Source organism: Klebsiella sp. X1-16S-Nf21, assembly GCF_002837615.1.
Lineage (GTDB): Bacteria > Pseudomonadota > Gammaproteobacteria > Enterobacterales > Enterobacteriaceae > Klebsiella > Klebsiella variicola.
This window is the reverse complement of sequence record NZ_PJDK01000017.1, coordinates 54,417-79,927: the sequence shown is the minus strand read 5'-3', so window position 1 is coordinate 79,927 and position 25,511 is coordinate 54,417. Positions and strand designations below refer to the sequence as shown.

Below are 25,511 nucleotides of genomic sequence, written 5' to 3'. Positions count from 1 at the left end.
ACAGAGATGGGAGTAAAAAGAGCATGCCTAAGTACCGTTCCGCCACCACCACACATGGCCGCAACATGGCGGGCGCCCGCGCGTTGTGGCGCGCAACCGGAATGACCGATGCCGATTTCGGCAAACCGATTATCGCCGTCGTCAACTCCTTTACCCAGTTTGTCCCCGGGCACGTGCACCTGCGCGATCTCGGTAAACTGGTTGCTGAGCAGATTGAAGCGGCAGGCGGTGTCGCCAAAGAATTTAACACCATCGCGGTGGATGATGGGATCGCCATGGGCCACGGGGGTATGCTCTATTCACTGCCATCCCGCGAGCTGATCGCTGACTCGGTCGAGTACATGGTTAACGCCCACTGTGCTGATGCCATGGTCTGTATCTCCAACTGCGACAAAATCACTCCGGGGATGCTGATGGCCTCTCTGCGCCTGAACATTCCGGTGATCTTTGTTTCCGGTGGCCCAATGGAAGCCGGGAAGACCAAGCTGTCAGATAAAATCATCAAGCTCGACCTGGTGGATGCGATGATCCAGGGGGCGGATCCGAAAGTGTCCGACGAACAGAGTAACCAGGTGGAACGTTCCGCTTGTCCGACCTGTGGTTCCTGTTCCGGGATGTTCACCGCGAACTCCATGAACTGCCTGACCGAAGCGCTGGGCCTGTCACAGCCGGGTAACGGCTCGCTGCTGGCGACCCACGCCGATCGTAAGGAGCTGTTCCTGAACGCCGGTAAACGTATCGTGGAGCTGACCAAACGCTACTACGAGCAGGATGACGCTTCCGCCCTGCCGCGCAATATCGCCAGCAAGGCGGCATTTGAAAACGCCATGACCCTCGATATCGCGATGGGCGGTTCAACCAATACCGTACTGCACCTGCTGGCGGCGGCGCAGGAAGCCGAAATCGACTTCACCATGAGCGATATCGACAAACTGTCCCGCAAGGTCCCGCAGCTGTGTAAAGTGGCGCCGAGTACGCAGAAATACCATATGGAAGACGTGCACCGGGCTGGTGGCGTTCTGGGCATTCTGGGCGAGCTGGACCGCGCGGGGTTACTCAACCGCGATGTGAAAAACGTCCTTGGCCTGACGCTGCCGCAGACCCTGGAACAGTACGATGTAATGGTGACCCAGGACGACGCGGTGAAAAAAATGTTCCGCGCCGGCCCGGCCGGGATCCGTACCACCCAGGCGTTCTCGCAGGATTGCCGCTGGGATACGCTGGATGACGATCGCGCCGAGGGATGTATCCGTTCTCTGGAACATGCCTACAGTAAAGACGGTGGCCTGGCGGTCCTGTACGGTAACTTTGCCGAAAACGGCTGTATCGTCAAAACCGCTGGTGTGGACGATAGCATCCTGAAATTTACCGGCCCGGCGAAAGTTTATGAAAGCCAGGACGAAGCGGTTGATGCCATCCTCGGCGGCAAAGTCGTGGAAGGCGACGTCGTGGTTATTCGCTATGAAGGGCCGAAAGGCGGGCCGGGGATGCAGGAAATGCTCTATCCGACCACCTTCCTGAAGTCCATGGGTCTTGGCAAAGCGTGCGCGCTGATCACCGATGGCCGTTTCTCCGGCGGCACCTCCGGGCTTTCCATCGGCCACGTATCGCCGGAAGCGGCGAGCGGCGGCAACATCGCGATCATCGAAGATGGCGACATGATTGCTATCGATATTCCGAACCGCGGTATTCAGCTGCAGCTCAGCGATGCAGAAATCGCCGCCCGTCGCGAAGCACAGGAAGCGCGTGGCGATAAGGCGTGGACGCCGAAAGACCGCGAGCGCCAGGTCTCCTTTGCACTGCGCGCTTATGCCAGCCTCGCGACCAGCGCCGACAAGGGCGCGGTGCGCGATAAATCAAAACTGGGTGGCTAATTATGGCGGACTCACAACCCCTGTCCGGTGCCCCTGAGGGCGCCGAATACCTGAGAGCAGTGCTGCGCGCGCCAGTTTATGAAGCGGTGCAGAAAACGCCGCTGCAAAAAATGGAGAAGCTCTCTTCGCGGCTGGATAACGTTATTCTGGTCAAACGCGAAGATCGCCAGCCGGTACACAGCTTTAAGCTGCGCGGCGCCTACGCGATGATGTCCAGCCTGACGGCGGAACAGAAATCGAATGGGGTGATCACGGCGTCGGCAGGCAACCATGCGCAGGGAGTGGCTTTCTCAGCCTCCCGGCTTGGGGTTAAGGCGCTGATCGTGATGCCGGTAGCGACCGCCGATATCAAAGTCGATGCCGTTCGCGGTTTTGGCGGCGAAGTGCTGCTGCATGGCGCCAACTTTGACGAAGCGAAAGCGAGAGCGATTGAGCTGGCGCAGCAGCAGGGCTTCACCTGGGTGCCGCCGTTTGATCACCCGATGGTGATCGCGGGTCAGGGAACCTTGGCGCTGGAGCTGCTGCAGCAGGATGCCCACATCGACCGTGTATTCGTCCCGGTGGGCGGTGGCGGTCTGGCGGCGGGCGTGGCGGTGCTGATCAAGCAGCTGATGCCGCAGATTAAAGTGATAGCGGTAGAAGCGGAAGACTCGGCATGTCTGAAAGCGGCGCTGGATGCCGGCCATCCGGTGGATCTGCCGCGCGTCGGTTTGTTTGCTGAAGGCGTGGCGGTGAAGCGCATCGGCGATGAAACCTTCCGTTTGTGCCAGGAGTATCTGGACGACATCATCACTGTCGACAGCGACGCTATTTGCGCGGCGATGAAAGATCTGTTCGAAGATGTGCGGGCGGTGGCGGAGCCTTCCGGCGCGCTGGCGTTGGCGGGGATGAAGAAATATGTCGCCCAGTACAATATTCGCGGCGAGCGACTGGCTCATATTCTGTCCGGGGCCAACGTTAACTTCCACGGCCTGCGCTACGTGTCTGAGCGCTGCGAGCTCGGGGAACAGCGCGAAGCGCTGCTGGCGGTGACGATCCCGGAAGAGAAGGGCAGCTTTCTGAAGTTTTGCCAGCTGCTGGGCGGGCGCTCGGTGACGGAGTTCAACTACCGCTTTGCTGATGCTAAAGACGCCTGCATTTTTGTCGGGGTACGCCTGAGTCGCGGGCTGGAGGAGCGGAAAGAGATCCTCCAGTTACTGAACGATGGCGGCTACAGCGTCGTTGACCTTTCCGATGACGAAATGGCCAAGCTCCATGTGCGCTATATGGTCGGCGGCCGGCCGTCCAAAGCGCTGCAGGAGCGGCTGTTCAGCTTCGAGTTCCCTGAATCGCCGGGGGCGCTGCTGAAGTTCCTGCACACCCTTGGCACCCACTGGAATATTTCGCTGTTCCACTACCGTAGCCACGGCACCGACTATGGTCGGGTGTTAGCGGCCTTTGAGCTGGGCGAGCACGAGCCGGACTTTGAAACCCGCCTTAATGAACTGGGCTATGAGTGCCACGACGAAACCCATAACCCGGCGTTCCGCTTTTTCCTCGCGGGCTAGTGGTTAGGCAGGATTTTCCAGAAAGCATCAATAAGCGGCTCATGCAGCCGCTTTTTTTGTGCGCAAACGCCCAGCTCAAACGGGGTTTGCTCATCACTGCGCTCCAGAATCATCACCCGGTTGCGTACTGGTTCCGGGCTGTTTTCCAGTACCACCTCCGGTAGCAGCGCCACGCCGCAGCCGAGGGCGACCATCGACACCATCGCTTCGTGTCCCCCGACGGTGGCATAGATCGACGGGTTGCTGATTTTATGGCGTCGAAACCACAGCTCGATGCGCCGACGTACCGGCCCCTGGTCAGCCATGATAAACGGCACTGTCGACCAGTCCGGACGCTCGACGGTCACCTGGTTACGCACCGGGCAGGGAAGCGCCGGGGCAATTAACACCACGGCGAGGTTCTCCAGCATCGAAAACGCCACCGATCCCGGCAGGGTCTCTGGTTTACCGGCAATCGCCAGGTCGGCTTCGCCGGTGACGACCTTCTCCATGGCGTCAGCGGCATCGCCGGTCGATAATTTTATCTCAACCGAAGGATGCGCGGCGCGAAAGCGGTCGAGGATCGGCGGCAGATGGCTATAAGCGGCGGTGACAGAGCAGAAGATATGCAGCTCACCGGAGAGCGACGGTCCCTGCTGATCGATGGCGTGGCGAAGCTGCTGATACTGCAGTAAGGTCTGCTGGGCAAAGGTGCGTAACTCTTCCCCGGCTTCGGTGAGCGTCACCGTGCGATTATCACGCACGAACAGCGGCTGGCCGAGGTCCTCTTCCAGGCGTTGGATCTGCCGCGAAAGGGTCGAAGGACTGACGTGCATGGCCCGCGCGCTGCGGCCAAAATGGCGGCTTTCCGCCAGATGCAGAAAGGTTTTCAGATCGCGTAAATCCACGGCGCATACTCCCCGATTTTGTGTTTCATAAATTGCAACGTGACGTTGTGAATATATCAATTTCCGCAATAAAATTCCTGTCATATAGTAAGTTCATTCTCGCAAAAGCGAACCGAACAATAAGCACGACAACACAACATCACGAGGTATCACCATGGCTAACTACTTCAACACACTGAATCTGCGCCAGCAGCTGGCACAGCTGGGCAAATGCCGCTTTATGGGGCGCGATGAATTTGCCGATGGCGCAAGCTATCTTCAGGGTAAAAAAGTAGTCATCGTCGGCTGTGGCGCGCAGGGCCTGAACCAGGGTCTGAACATGCGTGATTCCGGCCTGGATATCTCCTATGCGTTGCGTAAAGAAGCGATTGCCGAGAAGCGCGCTTCCTGGCGTAAAGCGACCGAAAACGGCTTCAAAGTCGGTACCTATGAAGAGCTGATCCCGCAGGCCGACCTGGTGGTTAACCTGACGCCGGACAAACAGCACTCTGACGTTGTGCGTTCCGTACAGCCGCTGATGAAAGACGGCGCGGCGCTGGGTTACTCCCACGGCTTCAACATCGTTGAAGTGGGCGAGCAGATCCGCAAAGACATCACCGTGGTGATGGTGGCGCCGAAGTGCCCGGGTACCGAAGTTCGTGAAGAGTACAAACGCGGTTTCGGCGTGCCGACGCTTATCGCCGTCCACCCGGAAAACGATCCGAAAGGCGAAGGCATGGCCATTGCCAAAGCCTGGGCAGCGGCGACCGGCGGCCATCGTGCGGGCGTTCTGGAATCCTCCTTCGTGGCGGAAGTGAAATCTGACCTGATGGGTGAGCAGACCATCCTCTGCGGCATGCTGCAGGCGGGTTCTCTGCTGTGCTTCGACAAGCTGGTGGCGGAAGGTACCGATCCGGCGTATGCGGAAAAACTGATTCAGTTCGGCTGGGAAACCATCACCGAAGCGCTGAAGCAGGGTGGTATTACCCTGATGATGGATCGCCTGTCTAACCCGGCGAAACTGCGCGCTTATGCACTGTCCGAGCAGCTGAAAGAGATCATGGCGCCGCTGTTCCAGAAACACATGGACGACATCATCTCCGGCGAATTCTCCTCCGGTATGATGGCAGACTGGGCGAACGATGATAAGAAACTGCTGACCTGGCGTGAAGAGACCGGCAAAACCGCGTTCGAAACCGCCCCGCAGTATGAAGGCAAAATCGGCGAGCAGGAGTACTTCGATAAAGGCGTGCTGATGATCGCGATGGTGAAAGCGGGCGTTGAGCTGGCCTTCGAAACCATGGTTGATTCCGGCATCATCGAAGAGTCCGCTTACTATGAATCACTGCACGAGTTGCCGCTGATCGCGAACACTATCGCCCGTAAGCGTCTGTATGAAATGAACGTGGTTATCTCTGATACCGCAGAGTACGGTAACTACCTGTTCTCTTACGCTTGCGTACCGCTGCTGAAAGAGTTTATGACTACCCTGCAGACCGGCGACCTGGGCAAAGCGATTGCTGAAGGCGCGGTAGATAACGCTCAGCTGCGCGATGTGAACGAAGCGATTCGCAGCCACGCTATCGAGCAGGTAGGTAAGAAACTGCGCGGTTATATGACTGATATGAAACGTATCGCCGTCGCCGGCTAATTCCTCGTCGTCTTTCGACTTGCCGATGCGTTGGCTACGGTACGTACACCCCAGTCACATAGTAATCTATGTTCCTGGGGATGTACTTCTTCGCCGCCTTCCGGCAAGCCGAAATCCATAGAGGAATGGATTTATTTAGTCGGCCTGATAAGCGAAGCGCCATCAGGCAAAAACCCGGAGATTAAGATCCCCGGGTTTTTTATTATTTCCGGTACAGCACTTTGATGATGTGGTAGCCGAACTGGGTATGCAGCGGGCCGGTTGGCTCCAGTTCCGGGCAGGAGAAGACCACTTTATCGAAGGCCGGTACCATCTGGCCCTGGCGGAACTCACCCAGATCGCCGCCGCGTTTGCCTGACGGACAAATGGAGTGTTTCTTTGCCAGCTTGCCGAAGTCGGCGCCGTTTTTGAGCTGCTCGAGCAGATCGAGCGCCAGTTTCTCTTCTTTAACCAGGATGTGCAGTGCTGCCGCGGTTTTAGCCATGATTGCGCCTTGAGTGAGTTGGGATAAATCAGGGCGCCATAGTAGCACGCGTTACCGGCGATACAGCACCTTGATGATATGGTAGCCAAATTTGGTTTTCACCGGGCCATAGGGTTTGAGCAGCGGACAGCTGAAAACGGCTTGATCAAACGGGCCGACCATCGTCCCCTGCGGGAATTCGCCTAAATCACCGCCATGACGTCCGGACGGACACTTTGAGTAACGCTTCGCCAGATGATCGAAGCTGATGCCCCGTTCCAGTTTGGCGAGGATCTCGTGCGCCAGTTTCTCTTCTTTAACCAGAATATGCAGGGCCGCTGCGCTTTTTGCCATTACCAGATCCTCAGGATGAATTGCGTGGCTGACACTTTACCATCAGCCGGTAAATCTCGGCCTCGCTTTCTGCTACAATCCACACCCCGTTCGAAGATTGAGCAATATTCCCATGCGTTTAAACCCTGGCCAACAACAAGCCGTCGAATTCGTTACCGGACCGTGCCTGGTGCTGGCGGGCGCCGGTTCCGGTAAGACCCGCGTTATTACGAATAAAATCGCCCACCTGATCCGCGGCTGCGGCTATCAGGCGCGCCATATCGCGGCCGTCACCTTCACCAACAAGGCCGCGCGCGAAATGAAAGAGCGCGTCGGGCAAACGCTGGGGCGCAAAGAGGCGCGCGGGCTGATGATCTCCACCTTCCACACCCTGGGCCTGGATATCATCAAACGTGAATACGCCGCGCTGGGAATGAAGTCTAACTTTTCCTTGTTCGATGATACTGACCAGGTCGCGCTGCTGAAAGAGCTCACCGAAGGGTTGATCGAAGATGACAAAGTGGTGTTGCAGCAGCTGATCTCGACGATCTCCAACTGGAAAAACGATCTGAAAACCCCGGCGCAGGCGGCGGCTGGCGCGAAAGGCGAACGGGACCGCATTTTCGCCCACTGCTATGGGCTGTACGATGCGCACATGAAGGCCTGCAACGTCCTCGATTTTGACGATCTGATCCTGTTGCCGACGCTGCTGCTGCAGCGTAATGAAGAGGTGCGCGAACGCTGGCAGAACAAAATCCGTTACCTGCTGGTGGATGAGTATCAGGATACCAACACCAGCCAGTATGAACTGGTGAAATTACTGGTGGGGCAGCGCGCGCGTTTTACCGTGGTGGGGGACGATGACCAGTCGATCTACTCGTGGCGTGGCGCGCGGCCGCAGAACCTGGTGCTGCTCAGCCAGGACTTCCCGGCGCTGCAGGTGATCAAGCTTGAACAGAACTACCGCTCCTCCGGGCGTATTCTGAAAGCCGCTAACATTTTGATCGCTAATAACCCGCACGTCTTTGAAAAGCGGCTGTTCTCAGAACTTGGCTACGGTACCGAGCTGAAAGTACTCTCCGCCAACAATGAAGATCATGAAGCGGAGCGCGTGGCCGGGGAACTGATCGCCCACCACTTTATTAATAAAACCAACTACAAAGACTACGCGATCCTTTACCGCGGCAACCACCAGTCGCGGGTCTTTGAAAAGATGCTGATGCAGAACCGCATCCCGTACAAAATCTCCGGCGGCACGTCGTTCTTCTCGCGTCCGGAAATTAAAGACCTGCTGGCCTATCTGCGCGTGCTGACCAACCCGGATGACGATAGCGCCTTCCTGCGTATCGTCAACACGCCGAAACGCGAGATCGGCCCGGCGACGCTGCAAAAGCTGGGTGAGTGGGCGATGAGCCGCAATAAAGGCTTATTCACCGCCAGCTTTGACATGGGGTTAAGCCAGACGCTGACCGGGCGCGGCTACGAATCCCTCACGCGCTTTACCCACTGGCTGCGGGAAATTCAGCAGCTGACCGAACGCGAGCCCGTTGCCGCCGTGCGCGATTTGATTCGCGGGATCGACTACGAATCCTGGCTGTATGAAACCTCGCCCAGCCCGAAAGCCGCGGAAATGCGGATGAAAAACGTCAACCAGCTGTTTACCTGGATGACCGAGATGCTGGAAGGCAGCGAAATCGATGAGCCGATGACCCTAACGCAGGTGGTCACCCGCTTTACCCTGCGGGACATGATGGAGCGCGGCGAATCGGATGAAGAGCTCGATCAGGTGCAGCTTATGACCCTCCATGCCTCAAAAGGGCTGGAGTTCCCGTATGTTTACCTGGTGGGAATGGAAGAGGGATTGCTGCCGCACCAGAGCAGCATCGATGAAGATAACGTCGATGAAGAGCGCCGGTTAGCCTACGTCGGCATCACCCGTGCGCAAAAAGAGCTGACCTTTACGCTCTGTAAGGAACGCCGACAGTATGGTGAGCTGGTGCGCCCGGAGCCAAGCCGTTTCCTGCTCGAGCTCCCGCAGGACGATCTGATATGGGAGCAGGAGCGAAAAGTTATCTCTGCGGAAGAACGTATGCATAAAGGCCAGGCCAACGTCGCGAATATTAAAGCGATGCTGGCGAAGGCGAAAAAAGGCTAACGCCTCAGGCGACAAACTGCTGCCAGGCGGCGGAGAAGGGCATTACCAGCAGCAGTGAGGGCAGCATATTGGCGGTGGGGAAATGGCGAATACCACAAAGCCGAAAACCGGTCGCCAGCATAATGATGCCGCCGCAGGCAGTGAAATCAGCAATCATCGATGGGTTTATCAACGTCATAATAAACGTGGCGGCGAAGAACAGAATCACGAAGATGATCAGCTGAGGAATAAAAATCGTAGTGATGATGTAGCCCAGCGTGGACGCGAAAATCGCGGCAGTGAAAAAGTCGAGTATCGACTTGGTCAGCAGAATGGTTGGGTCGCCGGTCATCCCTTCGGTTAAAGCACCGAAGATGCCGGTGCCGCTGGCGCAGAAGAGGATCAGCACGGCGATAAACTGATTCATAAAATCTTCCGCACTCACGCTGGCGCTGGCCTGCGCCGGGAAAATGCGCTCAATGGGCGTGCGTAGCGTTGTCCCGGCCCGCTCAATCCATTTTTCAATATTCAGCAGACCGCCGATAATCGTGCCGACAATAATGGCCAGGGCAATGGGTGGCAGATTATGCAATTTATTGACAAAGTGGATGCCCATGCTGATGGAGATCAGACCGGCAATTAGCGGCAAGGTTTTCTTGAAGTGTTCCGGAATAAAGCGATTCAGCGAGGCGCCGGCCAGCGCACCGACGAGAAGCGAGCCGCTACAGACAAATATACCTATTGCCATCATTTATTCTCCCTAATAAAAACAGGGCCTGAATATTCAGGCCCTGAAGTCTATCTTTAATATTATTGAATGTTAAAGACGCGGCTGGCATTGCCCCAGGCAATTTTATCTTTCAGGCCCGCTTCAAGTTCTAACGGATCAAACCAGTCACAAGCCTGATGAATATCTTCATACGGATAATCGACAGAGAACATCACACGATCGGCGCCCATGACTTCAATGGCATTATTCAGCGAATGGGTATTAAAATGGCCGCTGGTGGTAACAATGAAGTTATTCTGCAGGTAGTGCATTAACGGTTTTTCCGCTTTACCCAGACCGCAGCCGAAACGCTGACGATAGAGGCGGTGCTGAGTGCGCGGCAGCATATGAACCAGCCCTTCGCCGAGGTGGCCCAGTACCAGATTGAGGTTAGGATAACGATCGAACAAACCACTCATCATCAGACGGATAGCATGCACTGCCGTTTCCTGCGCAAAGCCCCACGCGGAGCCGATCAGGCTTTCGTAACCGGTGTAGATGCCGCGCGCAGGCCCTTCCAGCGGTTCGCGAGGATGCAGGTACACCGGTACGTTCAGCTCGTTGACCTTATCCCAGAAAACCAGCATCGATTCGTCATCAAGATACAGGCCATGCTCGCTATCTTTAACGTTGGTATAGCCGTTGATCAGCGCGCCTTTCATGCCTAGTTTCTTCACGGCGCGCTCCAGCTCTTCCGCCGCGGCTTCCGGGTTTTGCAAGGCCAGGGTGGCGAAAGCGCTAAATTTATCCGGATTTGGCTTCACATAATTCTCGACGATAAAATCGTTAGTATTACGAGCAAAAGAGACCGCTTTGGCTTTATCTAAAATAGATTGCGCGCCAGGTGAAGTTAGAGAAATAATGACGTGGTCAATATGACGCTGCGCCATTTCTTCCAGCTGAATACTGCGATCCAGCAGGCGACGTTCAACGTCTTTCATATATTCTGTACCGTTACGGCCGGCTTCACCGGTTGAATCCCACAGACGGTTATTTTCAGGAGTGGAGACGTGTTCTTCTAAAGCGATTTTTCCGCGCATGATATATTCCTTGCGATATTTGTCAGTATGGCTCGATGCAATGAGAATAAAAGCTTTCTCGTATTGCCAGCAATAAACCAAACGTAATAGGGATTATCAGTAAAACTAATACAGCGGTATATTTCGCGGTTTAGATCGTAATAGATCCGCTCTGCTGAGCGGGATCGGCAAGTGCGGCGATCAGCGAACGTAGCCAGATATGCCCGGGATCGCGGTGCAGCCGCTGATGCCAGACCTGACGGATGGCGATCCTGGCGAGAGGAAAAGGTAGCGGCCAGCTGCGGCAGGGATAGCGGCGGGTGATATGCCGCGCTACCTGTTCCGGGACGACGGCAATCATATCGCTTTCGGCCACCAGCTCGCCGGTACCTAAAAAGCTCGGTAATGTCAGCGCGATCCGCCGGGGCATACTGTGCTCATCAAGCCGCTTATCCATATCGCCGTGGGCAGTCCCCTCCACGCGGATCGCCAGATGCTTTTCCTGCCGCCAGTCTTCGGCACGAAGCTGGGTTCGAATACGTGGGTGATTTTCCGCCGCCAGGCAGACATACGATTGATCGAAGAGATGCTGCTGGTAGACGCTATCCGGAAGCTGCGTCAGGTAGCCGATCGCGAGATCACATTTCCCGGATTCGAGGGCGTTGAGGGTCTGCTCATCCAGATTCTGTATCGTAAAGGTGATCCCGTCCGCCGCCTGCTGCTGGAGCGCAATTTGCAGCAAAGGCAACAGCGTCATTTGACTGATATCGGTCATTCCGATCGTGAAGTTACGCTGGCTCTGCTGGGGAAGAAATTCAGGTTTGACGGCTAAATCGTTATCGGCAAGCTGGAGAAGGGTAAATACAGTCGGGGCGATCGCGTCCGCTCGCGGCGTCGGCATCATCCGCTGTCCCACCCGGACAAACAACGGGTCAGCAAAATGATCCCGTAGTTTTTTCAGCAAAAGGCTGCCGGTGGGTTGGCTGATATTCAGCGCGTCAGCCGCCGGGGAGACATTGCCTAGCCGGTAGAGCGCGGAGAAAAAGCGTAGCGATTTGAAATCCAGTTCTTCCCGCATCCGCCCTCCTGGCTGGATATTATCTTGGCGTATCGCCGCTGGTGACCCGTAGCGTCCAGTGGACGTAGCTTTGCCATTGACACTCCTGATCGACCATTTCCCGGCCAAGCGGATGTTCAGCCAGCCAGTTCTCCGGCAGCGTCAGCGTTAACTGGTCGTCGTGAGCGGCCAACTGAATCGCCGGCAACAAATCGTCGCGCCGCCGGCTGGCAAACAGGATCGCCAGTCGCAGCAGGCGACACAGATGTTCGGCCACTCGCGGCGGGACCGCATTCTGCTGATGAAGCGAAGACAGGTCGATGGCGTTGGTCTGATTCAGGAGCAGCGTGGCAATCAACTTCTTCTGCGCCGGGGTAAAGCCGGGCAGGTCGAGGTTATTGACCAGATAAGCCGCGTGCTGCGGCGCGCGCTTGAAATCCACACTCAGCCCAATTTCATGCAGCGAGCAGGCGCTGAGGAGTAAATCGCGGCTCAGCGGGTCCAGCTCCCAGCTGCCGTCCAGCTGACTGAGCAGATGGCTGGCCAGACTGGCGACGCGTTGGGCCTGCTCGGTGTCGATCATAAAACGGCGCTGAATATTGCGCAGGGTGCGGCTGCGGATGTCCTGTTCGACAGAGAGATGCAGCATGCCGTACACCAGACCTTCGCGTAACGCGCCGCCTGCCAGGGTCATACACTGAATATTCAGTTCGCTGAAGATAGCGATCAGGATCGCCAGCCCGCTCGGGAACACCAGCGCCCGCTCAAGGGTTAAGCCTTCGATCTCCAGCTCTTCCAGACGTCCGCACTGGATGGCGCGCTGTTTAAGCTGCTGGAGTTTGGCGAGGGTGATGCGTTCATCCATCCCCTGCGCCATCATAATTTCCTGCAGCGCCTGAACGGTGCCGGAAGCGCCGACGCACACTTTCCATCCGTGATAGCGCAGCACATCGGCGATGGGTAATAACACCTCGCGCGCGGCCGCTTCGGCGAGATCAAAATTCTCTTTCGTCAGGCTACGGTCGGCAAAATAGCGTTCAAGCCAGGTCACACAGCCCATCGACAGACTGAACAGCGAGGTCGTTTGCGCGCCGGTACCGGTCACCAGCTCGGTGCTGGCGCCGCCGATATCGACCACCAGACGCTGATCGGCGCCGCCGGTGGTGTGGGCGACACCCTGGTAAATCAGGCGCGCTTCTTCTTCGCCGCTGATCACCTGCACTGGCGTGCCGAGGATCTCTTGCGCTTTCGCCAGAAACTCCTCTGCATTGACGGCAAGACGTAGCGTGGCGGTGGCCACGACGCGAATTTGCGTCGGCGGAATATCCTGCAGGCGTTCGGCAAACAGGCGTAAGCACTGCCAGCCGCGCTCCATCGCTTCCGCGGAGAGCGTGTTGTCGCTATTCAGACCGGCGGCCAGACGAACCTTACGCTTAATACGGCTCAGCGTCTGGATGCTGCCCGCCACCTCGCGCACCACCAACATATGGAAACTGTTGGAACCCAAATCAATGGCGGCATACAGCGAGGTGGAGCTCATACTCTTCATCGTTCAGAAGGCTCCCTGGTTGGCGGAGCGCTTAGGCCCGGTCCACATCACTGAGCGGGTTGCCAGAGGAAGGTCGCCCTGGCTGATTCTGAATGATTGAGCGTATGGCATAGATTTCTTAACCTGAACGACGACGATTGCGCGGTGGACCGTTGCGGCGCGGGCCGTTGCCTGGGCGCGCACGGGTCAGACGCAGCGGCTTAGGCAGGTCGGTCATCAGCGCGTCCGGGTTGTACTTACTGACCGGGATCGAGTGACCAATATAGGTTTCGATTGCCGGCAGGTTCAGCGCGTACTCTTCGCAGGCGAGGCTGATAGAGTTGCCGCTGGCGCCAGCGCGGCCGGTGCGGCCGATGCGGTGAACGTAATCTTCGCAGTCGTCCGGCAGATCGTAGTTAAAGACGTGGGTCACGGCCGGAATATGTAAGCCGCGCGCAGCAACGTCAGTTGCGACCAGAATATCGAGATCGCCACGAGTAAATTCGTCGAGAATACGCAGACGCTTTTTCTGCGCCACGTCGCCGGTCAGCAGACCTACACGATGGCCGTCAGCGGCGAGATGACCCCAGATATCTTCACAACGGTGCTTGGTGTTGGCGAAGATGATGGCGCGATCGGGCCACTCTTCTTCCAGCAGCGTCTGCAGCAGGCGCATTTTTTCTTCGTTGGAAGGGTAGAACAGCTCTTCTTTAATACGGTGGCCCGTTTTCTGTTCCGGTTCCACTTCGACATATTCGGCGTTGTTCATCTGCTCGAACGCCAGTTCGCGAACGCGATAAGAAAGAGTCGCGGAGAACAGCATGTTCAGGCGCTGCGTCGCCGGCGGCATGCGGCGGAACAGCCAGCGGATATCTTTAATAAAGCCGAGATCGTACATGCGATCGGCTTCGTCCAGTACGACGACCTGAATGGCGCCGAGGTTAATGTGGTTCTGTTTCGCGTAATCGATCAGACGACCAGTGGTACCGATCAGAATATCGACACCGCTTTCCAGCACTTTCAGCTGCTTGTCGTAGCCGTCGCCGCCGTAAGCCAGACCCAGCTTCAGACCGGTGGCCTGCGCCAGCGGTTCAGCATCCGCGTGGATCTGTACCGCCAGTTCACGCGTTGGTGCCATAATTAGCGCGCGCGGTTGGTTAACCTGGCGATCGGCGATAGCCGGGTGAGAGAGAAGATAATGAAACGTTGACGTCAGGAACGCCATCGTTTTACCGGTACCGGTTTGCGCCTGCCCGGCGACATCGCGGCCTTCCAGCGTCAGCGGAAGGGCGAGGGCCTGAATGGGTGTGCAATTATGAAACCCTTTCTTTTCAAGGGCTTCAATGACTGCCGGGTGCAGGGCGAAGTCGGAAAACTTCTGTTCTGTTAAATGTGTTTTGCTCATAGTGTGGTAGAATATCAGCTAACTATTGCATTAAGAAAGCGTATCCGGTGAAATAACGTCAACCTTTCGTTGGCGGTGTACGAAATTATTCAAGGTACGTCTACGGTTACTGAACGAATCCAGGATAGCTTAGACTACTAAGCGAGTCGGGAGCGATAAATCTGCAGCATGCAGTTCGCGTTCGGGCACCCTGGCGTCAACAGGCGAGTCCATGATGGATTGCGCCAGTTGGCAGGCCAGAGAATTGAGGTATCCTGAAGAATAGCGTGCATAACGTAGCCGCAGCACGTCGTTGATGGCTACGACACCAACACACCAGGCTTATTCCTGTGGAGTTAAATATGAGCGATAAAATTATTCACCTGACTGACGACAGTTTTGACACGGACGTACTCAAGGCTGACGGGCTGACCCTCGTCGATTTCTGGGCAGAGTGGTGTGGTCCGTGCAAAATGATCGCCCCGATTCTGGATGAGATCGCTGAAGAGTATCAGGGCAAACTGACCGTAGCTAAGCTGAACATCGACCAGAACCCGGGCACCGCGCCGAAATACGGCATTCGCGGTATCCCAACCCTGCTGCTGTTCAAAAACGGCGAAGTGGCGGCCACTAAAGTTGGCGCACTGTCCAAGGGTCAGCTGAAAGAGTTCCTCGACGCCAACCTGGCGTAAGCGAATTGCTGGTCCGGCGTCCAGATTCCTATTTTTTGCGGAACTCTGGACGCCCGGCAGGAGTCGTGCTAAGTTAATCCACAGACTTCGTTTTAAACATACCTATTGTTTGAATCTTGTTTTACCCAAAGCGTCCCGCAGACGATGCGCGTGAGGCTAATAATTCCGGGCTTATCACTCATTCCGTCTTGTCGTTTCAGTTCTGCGTTCTTTCCTGTGACCAGGCAACGTACAGACACGAGATGAAGCCGCTAACAGGCATGGATGTTCCTGCCATACCATTCACAACATTAAGTTCGAGATTTACCCCGAGTTTAAGAACCCACACCACTATGAATCTTACCGAATTAAAGAATACGCCGGTTTCTGAGCTGATTACTCTCGGCGAAAATATGGGGCTGGAAAACCTGGCTCGTATGCGTAAGCAGGATATTATTTTTGCCATCCTCAAGCAGCATTCGAAGAGTGGCGAAGATATCTTTGGCGACGGCGTACTGGAGATACTGCAGGATGGATTTGGATTCCTCCGCTCCGCAGACAGCTCCTACCTCGCCGGCCCTGACGACATCTACGTATCCCCCAGCCAAATCCGCCGTTTCAACCTTCGCACTGGTGACACCATTTCCGGTAAGATTCGTCCTCCGAAAGAGGGTGAGCGTTACTTTGCACTGTTGAAAGTTAACGAAGTTAACTACGACAAGCCGGAAAACGCGCGTAACAAGATCCTGTTCGAGAACTTAACGCCGCTGCACGCGAATTCTCGCCTGCGTATGGAACGTGGTAACGGTTCTACCGAAGACTTAACCGCTCGCGTACTGGATCTGGCCTCCCCGATTGGCCGCGGCCAGCGTGGTCTGATCGTCGCGCCGCCGAAAGCCGGTAAAACGATGCTGCTGCAGAACATCGCGCAGAGCATCGCTTACAACCACCCGGACTGCGTGCTGATGGTGCTGCTGATCGACGAACGTCCGGAAGAAGTGACCGAGATGCAGCGTCTGGTGAAAGGTGAAGTGGTTGCTTCCACCTTTGACGAGCCGGCATCCCGCCACGTGCAGGTTGCCGAGATGGTTATCGAGAAAGCAAAACGTCTGGTTGAACACAAGAAAGACGTTATCATCCTGCTCGACTCCATTACTCGTCTGGCGCGAGCCTACAACACCGTGGTACCGGCTTCTGGTAAAGTCCTGACCGGTGGTGTGGACGCCAACGCCCTGCACCGTCCGAAGCGTTTCTTCGGTGCGGCACGTAACGTCGAAGAGGGCGGCAGCCTGACCATCATCGCTACGGCGCTGATTGACACCGGCTCCAAAATGGACGAAGTGATCTACGAAGAGTTTAAAGGCACCGGTAACATGGAGCTGCACCTCTCTCGTAAGATTGCCGAAAAACGCGTCTTCCCGGCTATCGATTACAACCGTTCCGGTACCCGTAAAGAAGAACTGCTCACCACTCAGGAAGAGCTGCAGAAAATGTGGATCCTGCGCAAAATTATTCATCCGATGGGTGAGATCGATGCAATGGAATTCCTCATTAACAAGCTGGCGATGACCAAGACGAATGATGACTTCTTCGATATGATGAAGCGCTCGTAAGGTAAAAAAAGCCAAAAACGCCACGCCTTTGCGTGGCGTTTTCATTTTTGGGTTTGTATGATCCAGAGACAGAGAAAGCGGGACGAAAGTTGTCGTATAATGGCGCCGGATAGCAGGCGGAGACAGCTTTAACAGACTAAAATCTATACAATAAATTTGTAATGTTCTGCTTTTCCCCTTCTGGAGTTGGGGCATCATCGCTATACTTCCCGGATTAACTATGCTGAGAGCACATGCGTTGTGAATTTACTCACTGCTATTACTGAATTAATCAGTATTTTCTTATTCACGACCCTCTTTATTTTTGTCGCGCGGAAAGTGGCAAAAAAGATCGGGTTGGTGGATAAACCAAACTATCGCAAACGGCATCAGGGGTTGATTCCGTTGGTCGGTGGTATCTCAGTTTATGCAGGCATCTGTTTTACTTTCGCCATCGCCGATTATTATATTCCTCACGCCTCGCTGTATCTGGCCTGCGCGGGGGTATTGGTGCTGGTTGGCGCGCTTGACGATCGCTTCGATATCAGCGTGAAAATTCGCGCAGTCATACAGGCTGCGATCGCCGTGATTATGATGATGGCAGGGAATCTGCATCTGAGTAGTCTCGGCTTTATTTTTGGCTCGTGGGAGCTGGTGCTGGGGCCTTTCGGCTTCTTCCTGACGCTGTTTGCCGTGTGGGCTGCCATCAATGCGTTTAACATGGTCGACGGGATCGACGGCCTGCTCGGCGGTCTGTCATCGGTCTCCTTTGCGGCGACTGGGATCATCCTCTGGTTTGATGGTCAGTACAGCCTGGCGATGTGGTGTTTCGCGATGATCGCCGCCATTCTGCCCTATATTCTTCTCAATCTTGGCGCCCTCGGCCGCCGCTATAAAGTCTTTATGGGTGACGCCGGCAGCACGATGATTGGCTTCACCATTATCTGGATCCTGCTGGAAACCACGCAAGGTAAAACACATCCCATTAGCCCGGTGACCGCGCTGTGGATTATCGCTATCCCGTTGATGGACATGGTGGCGATTATGTATCGCCGCCTGCGCAAAGGCATGAGTCCTTTCTCTCCGGACCGTCAGCATATTCATCATTTGATCATGCGCGCCGGCTTTACTTCCCGTCAGGCGTTCGTCCTGATTACCCTGGCCGCCGCCCTGCTGGCGCTGGTTGGCGTCGCGGCGGAATACACCCGTATTGTGCCGGAATGGGTGATGTTAATTCTCTTTTTGGTAGCCTTCTTCCTTTATGGCTACTGTATTAAGCGCGCCTGGAAAGTGGCGCGCCTGGTTAAGCGCATCAGACGCAGAATTCGGCGACACAGCGGCAATAATCCGAAACTAACCAAGTAAAGCTGGGGATGTGATGACTCAACCATTACCGGGAGCACAAGCAGTGAACGTTGAGAACGAGCTGGATATTCGCGGGCTGTTTCGCGCTTTATGGGCAGGAAAAGGCTGGATAGTCGGCGGCGCCGTACTCTTCGCCGCCATCGTGCTGGTATATACCTTTTTTGCTCGCCAGGAGTGGAGCGCCACGGCGATCACCGATCGGCCTACTGTCAATATGTTGGGGGGGTACTATTCCCAGCAGCAGTTCTTACGCAATCTGGACATTAAAGCCGACCTTGCCTCGGTCGATCAGCCTTCCGCCATGGATGAAGCGTATAAAGAGTTCATCATGCAGCTGGCCTCCTGGGATACCCGGCGCGATTTCTGGCTACAAACGGACTACTACAAGCAGCGTCAGTCGGGTAATGCCCGCGCGGATGCGGCGATGCTGGATGACCTGATTAACAATATCCAGTTTATGCCAGGCGATGCGGCCAAGAGCATTAACGACAGCGTCAAACTGACTGCCGAGACCGGGCAGGATGCCAATAATCTGTTGCGTCAGTATGTGGCTTTCGCCAGCCAGCGGGCGGCAGGCCATCTTAATGACGAACTCAAAGGCGCCTGGGCGGCTCGGACCGTGCAAATGAAAGCGCAGGTGAAGCGCCAGGAAGAGGTGGCCGAGGCCATCTTCAACCGTCGGACGCACAGCGTGGAGCAGGCGCTGAAGGTGGCCCAGCAGCACAATATTTCACGCAGCGAAACGGATGTTCCTGCCGATCAGTTGCCGGATTCAGAGCTATTTTTATTGGGCAGGCCGATGCTGCAGGCCAGGCTGGAAAACCTGCAGGCCGTCGGGCCGGAATATGACCTCGATTACGACCAGAACCGCGCCATGCTGAGCACGTTGAACGTCGGTCCAACGTTAGATCCGCGTTTTCAGACTTACCGGTATTTGCGGACGCCGGAAGAACCTGTAAAACGCGATAGCCCGCGCCGTGTATTTCTGATGGTGATGTGGGGGATTGTGGGTGCGCTCATCGGCGCAGGCGTGGCGTTATCACGTCGTCGTGTCCTGTGATTGCGGCCTGTGGTGAAGGGCAGATGACCTTCATCGCCTAATCGAAGAGAATCGATGTGAAAGTACTAACTGTATTTGGCACGAGGCCGGAAGCCATCAAGATGGCGCCTCTGGTCCATGCGCTGGCAAAGGATCCTCATTTTGAGGCGAAAGTATGCGTGACCGCGCAGCATCGGGAGATGCTCGATCAGGTGTTGAAACTTTTCTCTATTGTCCCGGACTACGATCTCAACATCATGAAGCCGGGGCAGGGGCTGACCGAGATCACCTGTCGCATCCTTGAGGGGCTGAAGCCGGTGCTGGAGTCGTTTAAACCCGACGTGGTGCTGGTGCATGGCGATACCACGACCACCATGGCGGCGAGCCTGGCGGCGTTTTATCAGCGGATACCGGTGGGCCACGTAGAGGCCGGCCTGCGCACTGGCGATTTAAGTTCGCCGTGGCCGGAAGAAGGCAACCGTACGTTGACCGGCCATCTGGCGACATACCATTTCGCCCCCACGGAAACCTCGCGGCAGAACCTGCTACGGGAAAATATTGCCGACAGTCGCATCACGGTCACCGGGAATACGGTCATTGACGCCCTGTTCTGGGTGCGGGATCGGGTTCTGGGTGATGAAGCGCTACGGGAGACCCTGCTGCAGCGCTATCCTTTCATCAGCCACGGTAAAAAGATGATTCTGGTTACCGGCCACCGGCGGGAAAGCTTTGGGCTCGGCTTTGAACAGATCTGCCAGGCGCTGGCGGAGATAGCCCATACCCACCCTGAGGTGCAGATTGTCTATCCGGTTCACCTGAATCCTAACGTCAGCGAGCCGGTGAATCGTATTCTCGGTCATATTGACAATGTGATGTTGATTGAACCGCAGGACTACCTGCCGTTCGTCTGGCTGATGGATCGGGCCTGGCTGATCCTGACCGATTCCGGCGGCATTCAGGAAGAGGCCCCTTCTCTCGGGAAACCGGTACTGGTCATGCGCGATATGACCGAACGTCCGGAAGCGGTGGCCGCTGGCACCGTGTGCCTGGTCGGCACCGACAGCCAGCGCATCGTGGCGGAAGTCACGCGACTGCTGCAGGATGATGCCGCATACCAGGCGATGAGCCGCGCGCATAATCCCTATGGCGATGGTGAAGCATGTCGTCGAATTTTGTCTGCACTTAAAAATAATCAGGTAACGTTATGAGTTTTTCTACCATTTCAGTGATTGGCCTTGGCTATATCGGGCTGCCAACCGCTGCCGCGTTCGCCTCCCGGCAGAAGCGGGTGGTCGGCGTTGATGTTAATCAACATGCCGTGGAGACCATTAACCGTGGAGAGATTCATATCGTGGAGCCGGATCTGGCGAGCGTGGTGAAGACCGCGGTCGAACAGGGTTATTTAAGCGCCACCACCACCCCGGTGGAGGCGGATGCCTACCTGATTGCCGTGCCGACGCCGTTTAAAGATCGCCACGAGCCGGATATGGTGTTTGTCGAGTCGGCCGCTAAATCCATTGCGCCGACGTTAAAGAAAGGGTCACTGGTGATCCTGGAGTCCACCTCGCCGGTGGGTTCGACTGAGCAGATGGCCGGCTGGCTGGCGGAGATGCGCCCGGATCTCAGCTTCCCTCAGCAGGCGGGCGACGCCGCTGACGTGAATATCGCCTACTGCCCGGAGCGGGTATTGCCCGGTCAGGTGATGGTCGAGCTGATTAAAAACGATCGCGTTATCGGCGGCATGTCGCCGGTCTGCTCGGCGCGCGCCAGCGAGCTGTATAAAATCTTCCTCGAAGGCGAATGCGTGGTGACCAACTCGCGCACCGCCGAGATGTGTAAGCTGACGGAAAACAGCTTCCGCGACGTCAACATCGCCTTTGCCAACGAACTGTCGCTGATTTGCGCCGACCAGGGCATTAACGTCTGGGAGCTGATCCGCCTGGCAAACCGCCATCCGCGCGTCAATATCCTGCAGCCGGGCCCGGGCGTCGGCGGCCACTGCATCGCCGTCGACCCGTGGTTTATCGTGGCGCAAAACCCGCAGCAGGCGCGTCTGATCCGCACCGCTCGCGAGGTCAACGACCATAAGCCGGAATGGGTTATCGAACAGGTGAAAGCGCAGGTCGCGGACTGCCTGAATGCCACCAACAAACGGGCCAGCGAACTGACGATCGCCTGTTTTGGCCTCGCTTTTAAACCGAATATTGACGACCTGCGCGAAAGCCCGGCGATGGAAATTGCCGCGCAGATTGCCCGCTGGCACAGCGGCACGACGCAGGTGGTTGAGCCCAACATTCACGCGCTGCCGAAGAAACTCGATGGACTGTGTACGCTGGCGACCCTCGATGCGGCGCTGGCCAGCGCCGATGTGCTGGTGATGCTGGTCGATCATAATGAATTTAAAGCCGTTAGCGGCGATAGCGTCACCCAGGCGTATATCATCGACACCAAAGGAGTGTGGCGGTGAGAACCATTCTGGTCACCGGCGGCGCGGGCTTTATTGGTTCGGCGGTGGTGCGGGAGATTATCCAGCACACCGCCGATCGCGTAGTGGTGGTGGATAAACTGACCTATGCCGGCAATTTAATGTCGCTGGCGCCAGTGGCGCAGGATGCGCGTTTCGCCTTTGAACAGGTGGATATCTGCGACCGCGGCGAGCTGGACCGTATTTTCCGTCAGCATCAACCCGATACGGTGATGCACCTGGCGGCAGAAAGCCACGTCGATCGTTCGATTGACGGCCCGGCGGCGTTTATCGAAACCAATATCCTAGGCACCTATACGCTACTGGAGGCGGCCCGCAGCTGGTGGAATACCCTGGCCACGGAGAAAAAATCGGCGTTCCGTTTTCACCATATCTCGACCGACGAAGTGTATGGCGATCTGCACGGCAGCGAGGATTTCTTTACCGAGACCACGCCCTATGCGCCAAGCAGCCCCTATTCGGCCTCGAAAGCCAGCAGCGACCACCTGGTGCGCGCCTGGCTGCGGACCTATGGCCTGCCGACGCTTATCACCAATTGCTCCAATAACTACGGCCCGTATCACTTCCCCGAGAAGCTGATCCCGCTGACGATCCTCAATGCGCTGGCGGGCAAGCCGCTGCCGGTGTATGGCAATGGGCAGCAGATCCGCGACTGGCTGTACGTGGAAGATCACGCCAGAGCGCTGTATCTGGTGGCGACCCGCGGCGAACCGGGCGAAACTTACAATATCGGCGGTCATAACGAACGTAAAAATATCGAGGTGGTGGAAACCATTTGTCAGCTGCTGGAAGAGCTGGCGCCGCATAAACCGCAAAGCGTGGCGCACTATCGCGATCTGATCACCTTCGTAGCCGATCGTCCGGGCCACGATCTGCGCTATGCCATTGATGCCTCGAAGATTGCCCGCGAGCTGGGCTGGACGCCGGCAGAGACCTTTACTTCCGGTATGCGTAAGACCGTGGCGTGGTATCTGGCGCACGAGAGCTGGTGGCGCCAGGTTCAGGATGGAAGCTATCAGGGCGAGCGTCTTGGGCTGCAAGGCTAATCATCTCTGGGGGGAATGATGAAAGGTATTATTCTGGCGGGCGGTTCCGGAACGCGACTGCATCCCATCACCCGCGGTGTATCGAAGCAGTTGTTGCCGATCTACGACAAGCCGATGATCTACTACCCGCTGTCGGTATTAATGCTGGCCGGGATACGTGAGATCCTGATCATCACCACGCCGGACGACCTACGTGATTTCCAGCGCCTGCTCGGCGATGGCTCAGAGTTTGGCATTGCGCTGCACTATGCCGTACAGCCGACGCCGGATGGTTTAGCCCAGGCGTTTATCATCGGCGAAGCCTTTCTTAACGGCGAACCGGCATGTCTGGTGCTAGGCGACAATATTTTCTTCGGCCAGAGCTTTAGCCCGAAGCTGCGCAGCGTGGCTGCCCGCACGGAAGGGGCGACGATTTTTGGCTATCAGGTGATGGATCCTGAGCGCTTTGGCGTGGTGGAGTTTGATGACAACTTCCGCGCGCTGTCGCTGGAAGAGAAGCCGAAGCAGCCGAAGTCGAACTGGGCGGTCACCGGTCTCTATTTCTACGATGGCAAGGTGACGGAGTATGCCAAACGGGTCAAGCCGTCCGAGCGCGGCGAGCTGGAAATCACCTCCATCAACCAGATGTACCTTGAGGATGGCGCATTGACCGTCGAGCTCCTCGGGCGCGGTTTTGCCTGGCTGGACACCGGCACGCACGATAGCCTGATCGAGGCCAGCATGTTCGTGCAGACCGTCGAGAAGCGCCAGGGCTTTAAAATCGCCTGTCTGGAAGAGATCGGCTGGCGTAACGGCTGGCTGGACGATGATGGCGTCAAACGCGCCGCGAAGCGGCTGGAAAAAACCGGCTACGGCCAATACCTGCTGGATCTGCTCCGTGCCCGTCCGCGCCAGTATTGATCCCCTGGAGTGGGAGAACCGCTTCTTTGCCGTTAACAGCGCCATCGTTCACTTTGATGAACGTGCGCCGCGGCTGACGCCTGAGGCGCTGGCGGGGTGGTCGCGGGTGCAGGCGAAGGTGGCCGCCAGCGACACCGTCCGGCTGGACGCGCTACAGCAGCTGGGTTTTCAGCTGGTGGAAGGCGAAGTCGATCTGGCGCTACCGGTGGGCAACCCTGCTGATGCGGGCGCCGACGTCGCCGTGGAAGCGGATATTGCGCCGCTGCGCGAGCTGGCGGCACAGGCCTTTGCCATGAGCCGCTTTCGCGCGCCCTGGTACGCCGCCGATGCCAGCGGCCGCTTCTATGCCCAGTGGATTGAAAATGCGGTGCGCGGCACCTTCGATCATCAGTGCCTGATTTACCGCCATCCTGAGGGCGATATTCGCGCCTTTGTCTCTCTGCGCCAGCTCAACGCGACCGAGGCGCGTATTGGCCTTCTGGCCGGGCGCGGCGCCGGGGCGCAACTGATGCAGGCGGCGCAGCACTGGGCTGCCTCGCGCGGACTTTCTACACTGCGGGTGGCGACCCAGATGGGCAACACCGCCGCGCTTAAACGTTATATTCTCAGCGGTGCTAACGTGGAAAGCACCGCCTACTGGCTATACAGGTGACCCCATGATCCCATTTAACGCGCCGCCGGTGGTTGGAACCGAGCTTGATTACATGCAGTCTGCGATGAACAGCGGCAAGCTGTGCGGCGACGGCGGTTTTACGCGCCGCTGCCAGCAGTGGATGGAGCAGCGATTTGGCACGGCAAAAGCGCTGCTGACGCCTTCCTGCACGGCTTCGCTGGAGATGGCCGCGCTGCTGCTGGATATCCAGCCGGGCGACGAAGTGATTATGCCCAGCTATACCTTTGTCTCTACCGCCAACGCCTTTGTGCTGCGTGGGGCGAAAATCGTCTTCGTTGATATCCGCCGCGATACGATGAATATCGATGAAACGCTTATCGAAGCCGCCATCACCGATAAAACCCGGGCGATTGTCCCGGTGCACTATGCCGGCGTAGCCTGCGAGATGGACACCATCATGGCCATTGCCGACAAATACAACCTGTTTGTGGTGGAAGACGCCGCGCAGGGGGTGATGTCTACCTATAAGGGGCGTGCGCTGGGCACCATCGGCCATATCGGCTGCTTCAGCTTCCATGAAACCAAAAACTACACCGCCGGCGGTGAGGGCGGGGCGACGCTTATCAACGATCGCACACTGGTGGAACGCGCGGAGATCATTCGTGAAAAAGGTACCAACCGCAGCCAGTTCTTTCGCGGTCTGGTGGATAAATATACCTGGCGCGATATTGGCTCCAGCTATCTGATGTCCGACCTGCAGGCCGCCTATCTGTGGGCGCAGCTGGAAGCGGCGGAGCGGATCAACCAGCAGCGCCTGGCGCTGTGGCAGAACTATCACGATGCGCTGCTGCCGCTGGCGCGTGCGGGGCGTATCGAACTGCCGACGGTTCCGGCCGACTGTGGGCAAAATGCGCACATGTTCTACATTAAGCTGCGTGATATCGAGGATCGCAGCAGGCTGATCGCCTGGCTGAAAGAGGCGGAGATCCTCGCGGTATTCCATTATATTCCGTTGCACAGCTGCCCGGCCGGAGAACACTTCGGCGAGTTCCACGGTGAAGACCGCTACACCACCCAGGAGAGCGAGCGCCTGGTGCGCCTGCCGCTGTTTTACAATCTCTCTCTGGTGAACCAGCGGACGGTGATTAACTCGCTGCTGAGCTATTTCTCCTGAT

At 56.8% G+C, this 25,511-nt stretch carries 23 protein-coding genes; 15 read left to right on the top strand and 8 right to left on the bottom strand.

Annotation, left to right across the window (positions count from 1 at the left end):
* The first annotated feature begins 23 nt into the window (after window positions 1-23).
* Window positions 24-1,874: a dihydroxy-acid dehydratase gene (gene ilvD, locus CW267_RS10410; protein ID WP_008807979.1), complete on the top strand. Its 1,851-nt coding sequence runs from the start codon at window positions 24-26 to the stop codon at window positions 1,872-1,874.
* A 2-nt stretch (window positions 1,875-1,876) separates the two neighbouring features.
* Complete coding sequence (gene ilvA / locus CW267_RS10405; RefSeq protein WP_023296862.1) at window positions 1,877-3,421, top strand: threonine ammonia-lyase, biosynthetic; 1,545 nt, start codon at window positions 1,877-1,879, stop codon at window positions 3,419-3,421.
* Here ilvA and ilvY read toward each other — a convergent pair.
* A complete protein-coding gene (gene ilvY / locus CW267_RS10400; protein WP_012543253.1) occupies window positions 3,418-4,308 on the bottom strand; it encodes an HTH-type transcriptional activator IlvY in 891 nt (296 codons plus the stop codon). The two genes, ilvA and ilvY, sit on opposite strands and share 4 nt — an antisense overlap.
* Window positions 4,309-4,462: 154 nt before the next feature.
* Here ilvY and ilvC point away from each other — a divergent pair, with 154 nt between their 5' ends.
* Window positions 4,463-5,938, top strand: a complete 1,476-nt coding sequence (ilvC, locus tag CW267_RS10395; RefSeq protein WP_008807976.1) for a ketol-acid reductoisomerase — start codon at window positions 4,463-4,465, stop codon at window positions 5,936-5,938.
* Between the two features lie 202 nt (window positions 5,939-6,140).
* Here ilvC and ppiC (CW267_RS10390) read toward each other — a convergent pair whose 3' ends face one another.
* Both ppiC (CW267_RS10390) and ppiC (CW267_RS10385) read right to left on the bottom strand, forming a co-directional pair.
* Window positions 6,141-6,422, bottom strand: coding sequence for a peptidylprolyl isomerase PpiC (ppiC, locus tag CW267_RS10390; protein ID WP_002883180.1), 282 nt, complete (start codon window positions 6,420-6,422; stop codon window positions 6,141-6,143).
* Between the two features lie 51 nt (window positions 6,423-6,473).
* Window positions 6,474-6,755, bottom strand: a complete 282-nt coding sequence (gene ppiC, locus CW267_RS10385; protein WP_008807974.1) for a peptidylprolyl isomerase PpiC — start codon at window positions 6,753-6,755, stop codon at window positions 6,474-6,476.
* Window positions 6,756-6,867: 112 nt separating this feature from the next.
* On the opposite strand from ppiC (CW267_RS10385), the gene rep reads away from it, so the two are divergent.
* On the top strand, window positions 6,868-8,889 hold the full coding sequence (gene rep / locus CW267_RS10380) for a DNA helicase Rep (RefSeq protein WP_012543251.1): 2,022 nt from the start codon (window positions 6,868-6,870) through the stop codon (window positions 8,887-8,889).
* Window positions 8,890-8,893: 4 nt separating this feature from the next.
* On the opposite strand, the gene CW267_RS10375 is transcribed toward rep, so the two are convergent.
* From CW267_RS10375 to rhlB, 5 genes are all read right to left on the bottom strand, one after another.
* Entirely contained in the window at window positions 8,894-9,616 is a 723-nt protein-coding gene (locus CW267_RS10375) for a DUF554 domain-containing protein (RefSeq protein ID WP_032732167.1), read from the bottom strand.
* 62 nt (window positions 9,617-9,678) lie between these two features.
* A complete protein-coding gene (locus tag CW267_RS10370) occupies window positions 9,679-10,677 on the bottom strand; it encodes an amidohydrolase family protein (protein ID WP_023296865.1) in 999 nt (332 codons plus the stop codon).
* A 130-nt stretch (window positions 10,678-10,807) separates the two neighbouring features.
* Window positions 10,808-11,734, bottom strand: coding sequence for a LysR family transcriptional regulator (locus tag CW267_RS10365; protein WP_012543248.1), 927 nt, complete (start codon window positions 11,732-11,734; stop codon window positions 10,808-10,810).
* 19 nt (window positions 11,735-11,753) lie between these two features.
* Window positions 11,754-13,262, bottom strand: coding sequence for a guanosine-5'-triphosphate,3'-diphosphate diphosphatase (gppA, locus tag CW267_RS10360; protein WP_012969202.1), 1,509 nt, complete (start codon window positions 13,260-13,262; stop codon window positions 11,754-11,756).
* A gap of 118 nt (window positions 13,263-13,380) precedes the next feature.
* Window positions 13,381-14,646: an ATP-dependent RNA helicase RhlB gene (rhlB, locus tag CW267_RS10350; RefSeq protein WP_008807968.1), complete on the bottom strand. Its 1,266-nt coding sequence runs from the start codon at window positions 14,644-14,646 to the stop codon at window positions 13,381-13,383.
* A 341-nt stretch (window positions 14,647-14,987) separates the two neighbouring features.
* Here rhlB and trxA point away from each other — a divergent pair, with 341 nt between their 5' ends.
* The 11 genes from trxA (at window position 14,988) to rffA (ending at window position 25,510) form a co-directional block, all read left to right on the top strand.
* A complete protein-coding gene (gene trxA, locus CW267_RS10345) occupies window positions 14,988-15,317 on the top strand; it encodes a thioredoxin TrxA (protein ID WP_002883224.1) in 330 nt (109 codons plus the stop codon).
* Window positions 15,318-15,461: 144 nt separating this feature from the next.
* Window positions 15,462-15,563 carry a rho operon leader peptide gene (locus CW267_RS31685; protein WP_049245627.1) on the top strand — a complete coding sequence of 34 codons (102 nt, stop codon included), beginning with the start codon at window positions 15,462-15,464 and terminating at the stop codon, window positions 15,561-15,563.
* Window positions 15,564-15,649: 86 nt separating this feature from the next.
* Entirely contained in the window at window positions 15,650-16,909 is a 1,260-nt protein-coding gene (gene rho, locus CW267_RS10335; protein ID WP_002883293.1) for a transcription termination factor Rho, read from the top strand.
* A 240-nt stretch (window positions 16,910-17,149) separates the two neighbouring features.
* On the top strand, window positions 17,150-18,253 hold the full coding sequence (gene wecA / locus CW267_RS10330) for a UDP-N-acetylglucosamine--undecaprenyl-phosphate N-acetylglucosaminephosphotransferase (RefSeq protein WP_004886849.1): 1,104 nt from the start codon (window positions 17,150-17,152) through the stop codon (window positions 18,251-18,253).
* 13 nt (window positions 18,254-18,266) lie between these two features.
* Window positions 18,267-19,313, top strand: coding sequence for an ECA polysaccharide chain length modulation protein (gene wzzE / locus CW267_RS10325; protein ID WP_002883296.1), 1,047 nt, complete (start codon window positions 18,267-18,269; stop codon window positions 19,311-19,313).
* A 56-nt stretch (window positions 19,314-19,369) separates the two neighbouring features.
* Window positions 19,370-20,500, top strand: coding sequence for a non-hydrolyzing UDP-N-acetylglucosamine 2-epimerase (gene wecB / locus CW267_RS10320; protein ID WP_008807966.1), 1,131 nt, complete (start codon window positions 19,370-19,372; stop codon window positions 20,498-20,500).
* Window positions 20,497-21,759 carry a UDP-N-acetyl-D-mannosamine dehydrogenase gene (gene wecC, locus CW267_RS10315; RefSeq protein ID WP_008807965.1) on the top strand — a complete coding sequence of 421 codons (1,263 nt, stop codon included), beginning with the start codon at window positions 20,497-20,499 and terminating at the stop codon, window positions 21,757-21,759. Before wecB ends, wecC begins: the two co-directional genes overlap by 4 nt.
* A complete protein-coding gene (gene rffG, locus CW267_RS10310; protein ID WP_023296867.1) occupies window positions 21,756-22,823 on the top strand; it encodes a dTDP-glucose 4,6-dehydratase in 1,068 nt (355 codons plus the stop codon). The genes wecC and rffG overlap by 4 nt, the downstream gene beginning before the upstream one ends.
* A gap of 18 nt (window positions 22,824-22,841) precedes the next feature.
* The gene (gene rfbA / locus CW267_RS10305; RefSeq protein ID WP_002883307.1) at window positions 22,842-23,723 is read left to right on the top strand and encodes a glucose-1-phosphate thymidylyltransferase RfbA; all 882 of its coding nucleotides are present in this window, start codon (window positions 22,842-22,844) and stop codon (window positions 23,721-23,723) included.
* Window positions 23,701-24,375: a dTDP-4-amino-4,6-dideoxy-D-galactose acyltransferase gene (gene rffC, locus CW267_RS10300; RefSeq protein WP_008807963.1), complete on the top strand. Its 675-nt coding sequence runs from the start codon at window positions 23,701-23,703 to the stop codon at window positions 24,373-24,375. Before rfbA ends, rffC begins: the two co-directional genes overlap by 23 nt.
* Window positions 24,376-24,379: 4 nt before the next feature.
* A complete protein-coding gene (gene rffA, locus CW267_RS10295) occupies window positions 24,380-25,510 on the top strand; it encodes a dTDP-4-amino-4,6-dideoxygalactose transaminase (protein WP_012543244.1) in 1,131 nt (376 codons plus the stop codon).
* The last annotated feature ends 1 nt before the right edge of the window (window position 25,511 follow it).

Bases quoted from the DNA above. Each gene is read 5' to 3' on its own strand.
- ilvD (WP_008807979.1), top strand. From the start codon at position 24: ATGCCTAAGTACCGTTCCGCCACCACCACACATGGCCGCAACATGGCG.
- CW267_RS10370 (WP_023296865.1), bottom strand. From the start codon at position 10,677: ATGCGCGGAAAAATCGCTTTAGAAGAACACGTCTCCACTCCTGAAAAT.
- CW267_RS10365 (WP_012543248.1), bottom strand. From the start codon at position 11,734: ATGCGGGAAGAACTGGATTTCAAATCGCTACGCTTTTTCTCCGCGCTC.
- ilvA (WP_023296862.1), top strand. From the start codon at position 1,877: ATGGCGGACTCACAACCCCTGTCCGGTGCCCCTGAGGGCGCCGAATAC.
- wzzE (WP_002883296.1), top strand. From the start codon at position 18,267: ATGACTCAACCATTACCGGGAGCACAAGCAGTGAACGTTGAGAACGAG.
- wecC (WP_008807965.1), top strand. From the start codon at position 20,497: ATGAGTTTTTCTACCATTTCAGTGATTGGCCTTGGCTATATCGGGCTG.
- rhlB (WP_008807968.1), bottom strand. From the start codon at position 14,646: ATGAGCAAAACACATTTAACAGAACAGAAGTTTTCCGACTTCGCCCTG.
- ilvC (WP_008807976.1), top strand. From the start codon at position 4,463: ATGGCTAACTACTTCAACACACTGAATCTGCGCCAGCAGCTGGCACAG.
- rfbA (WP_002883307.1), top strand. From the start codon at position 22,842: ATGAAAGGTATTATTCTGGCGGGCGGTTCCGGAACGCGACTGCATCCC.
- CW267_RS31685 (WP_049245627.1), top strand. From the start codon at position 15,462: ATGCGCGTGAGGCTAATAATTCCGGGCTTATCACTCATTCCGTCTTGT.
- rho (WP_002883293.1), top strand. From the start codon at position 15,650: ATGAATCTTACCGAATTAAAGAATACGCCGGTTTCTGAGCTGATTACT.
- CW267_RS10375 (WP_032732167.1), bottom strand. From the start codon at position 9,616: ATGGCAATAGGTATATTTGTCTGTAGCGGCTCGCTTCTCGTCGGTGCG.
- ppiC (WP_002883180.1), bottom strand. From the start codon at position 6,422: ATGGCTAAAACCGCGGCAGCACTGCACATCCTGGTTAAAGAAGAGAAA.
- ppiC (WP_008807974.1), bottom strand. From the start codon at position 6,755: ATGGCAAAAAGCGCAGCGGCCCTGCATATTCTGGTTAAAGAAGAGAAA.
- gppA (WP_012969202.1), bottom strand. From the start codon at position 13,262: ATGAAGAGTATGAGCTCCACCTCGCTGTATGCCGCCATTGATTTGGGT.
- rffA (WP_012543244.1), top strand. From the start codon at position 24,380: ATGATCCCATTTAACGCGCCGCCGGTGGTTGGAACCGAGCTTGATTAC.
- trxA (WP_002883224.1), top strand. From the start codon at position 14,988: ATGAGCGATAAAATTATTCACCTGACTGACGACAGTTTTGACACGGAC.
- rep (WP_012543251.1), top strand. From the start codon at position 6,868: ATGCGTTTAAACCCTGGCCAACAACAAGCCGTCGAATTCGTTACCGGA.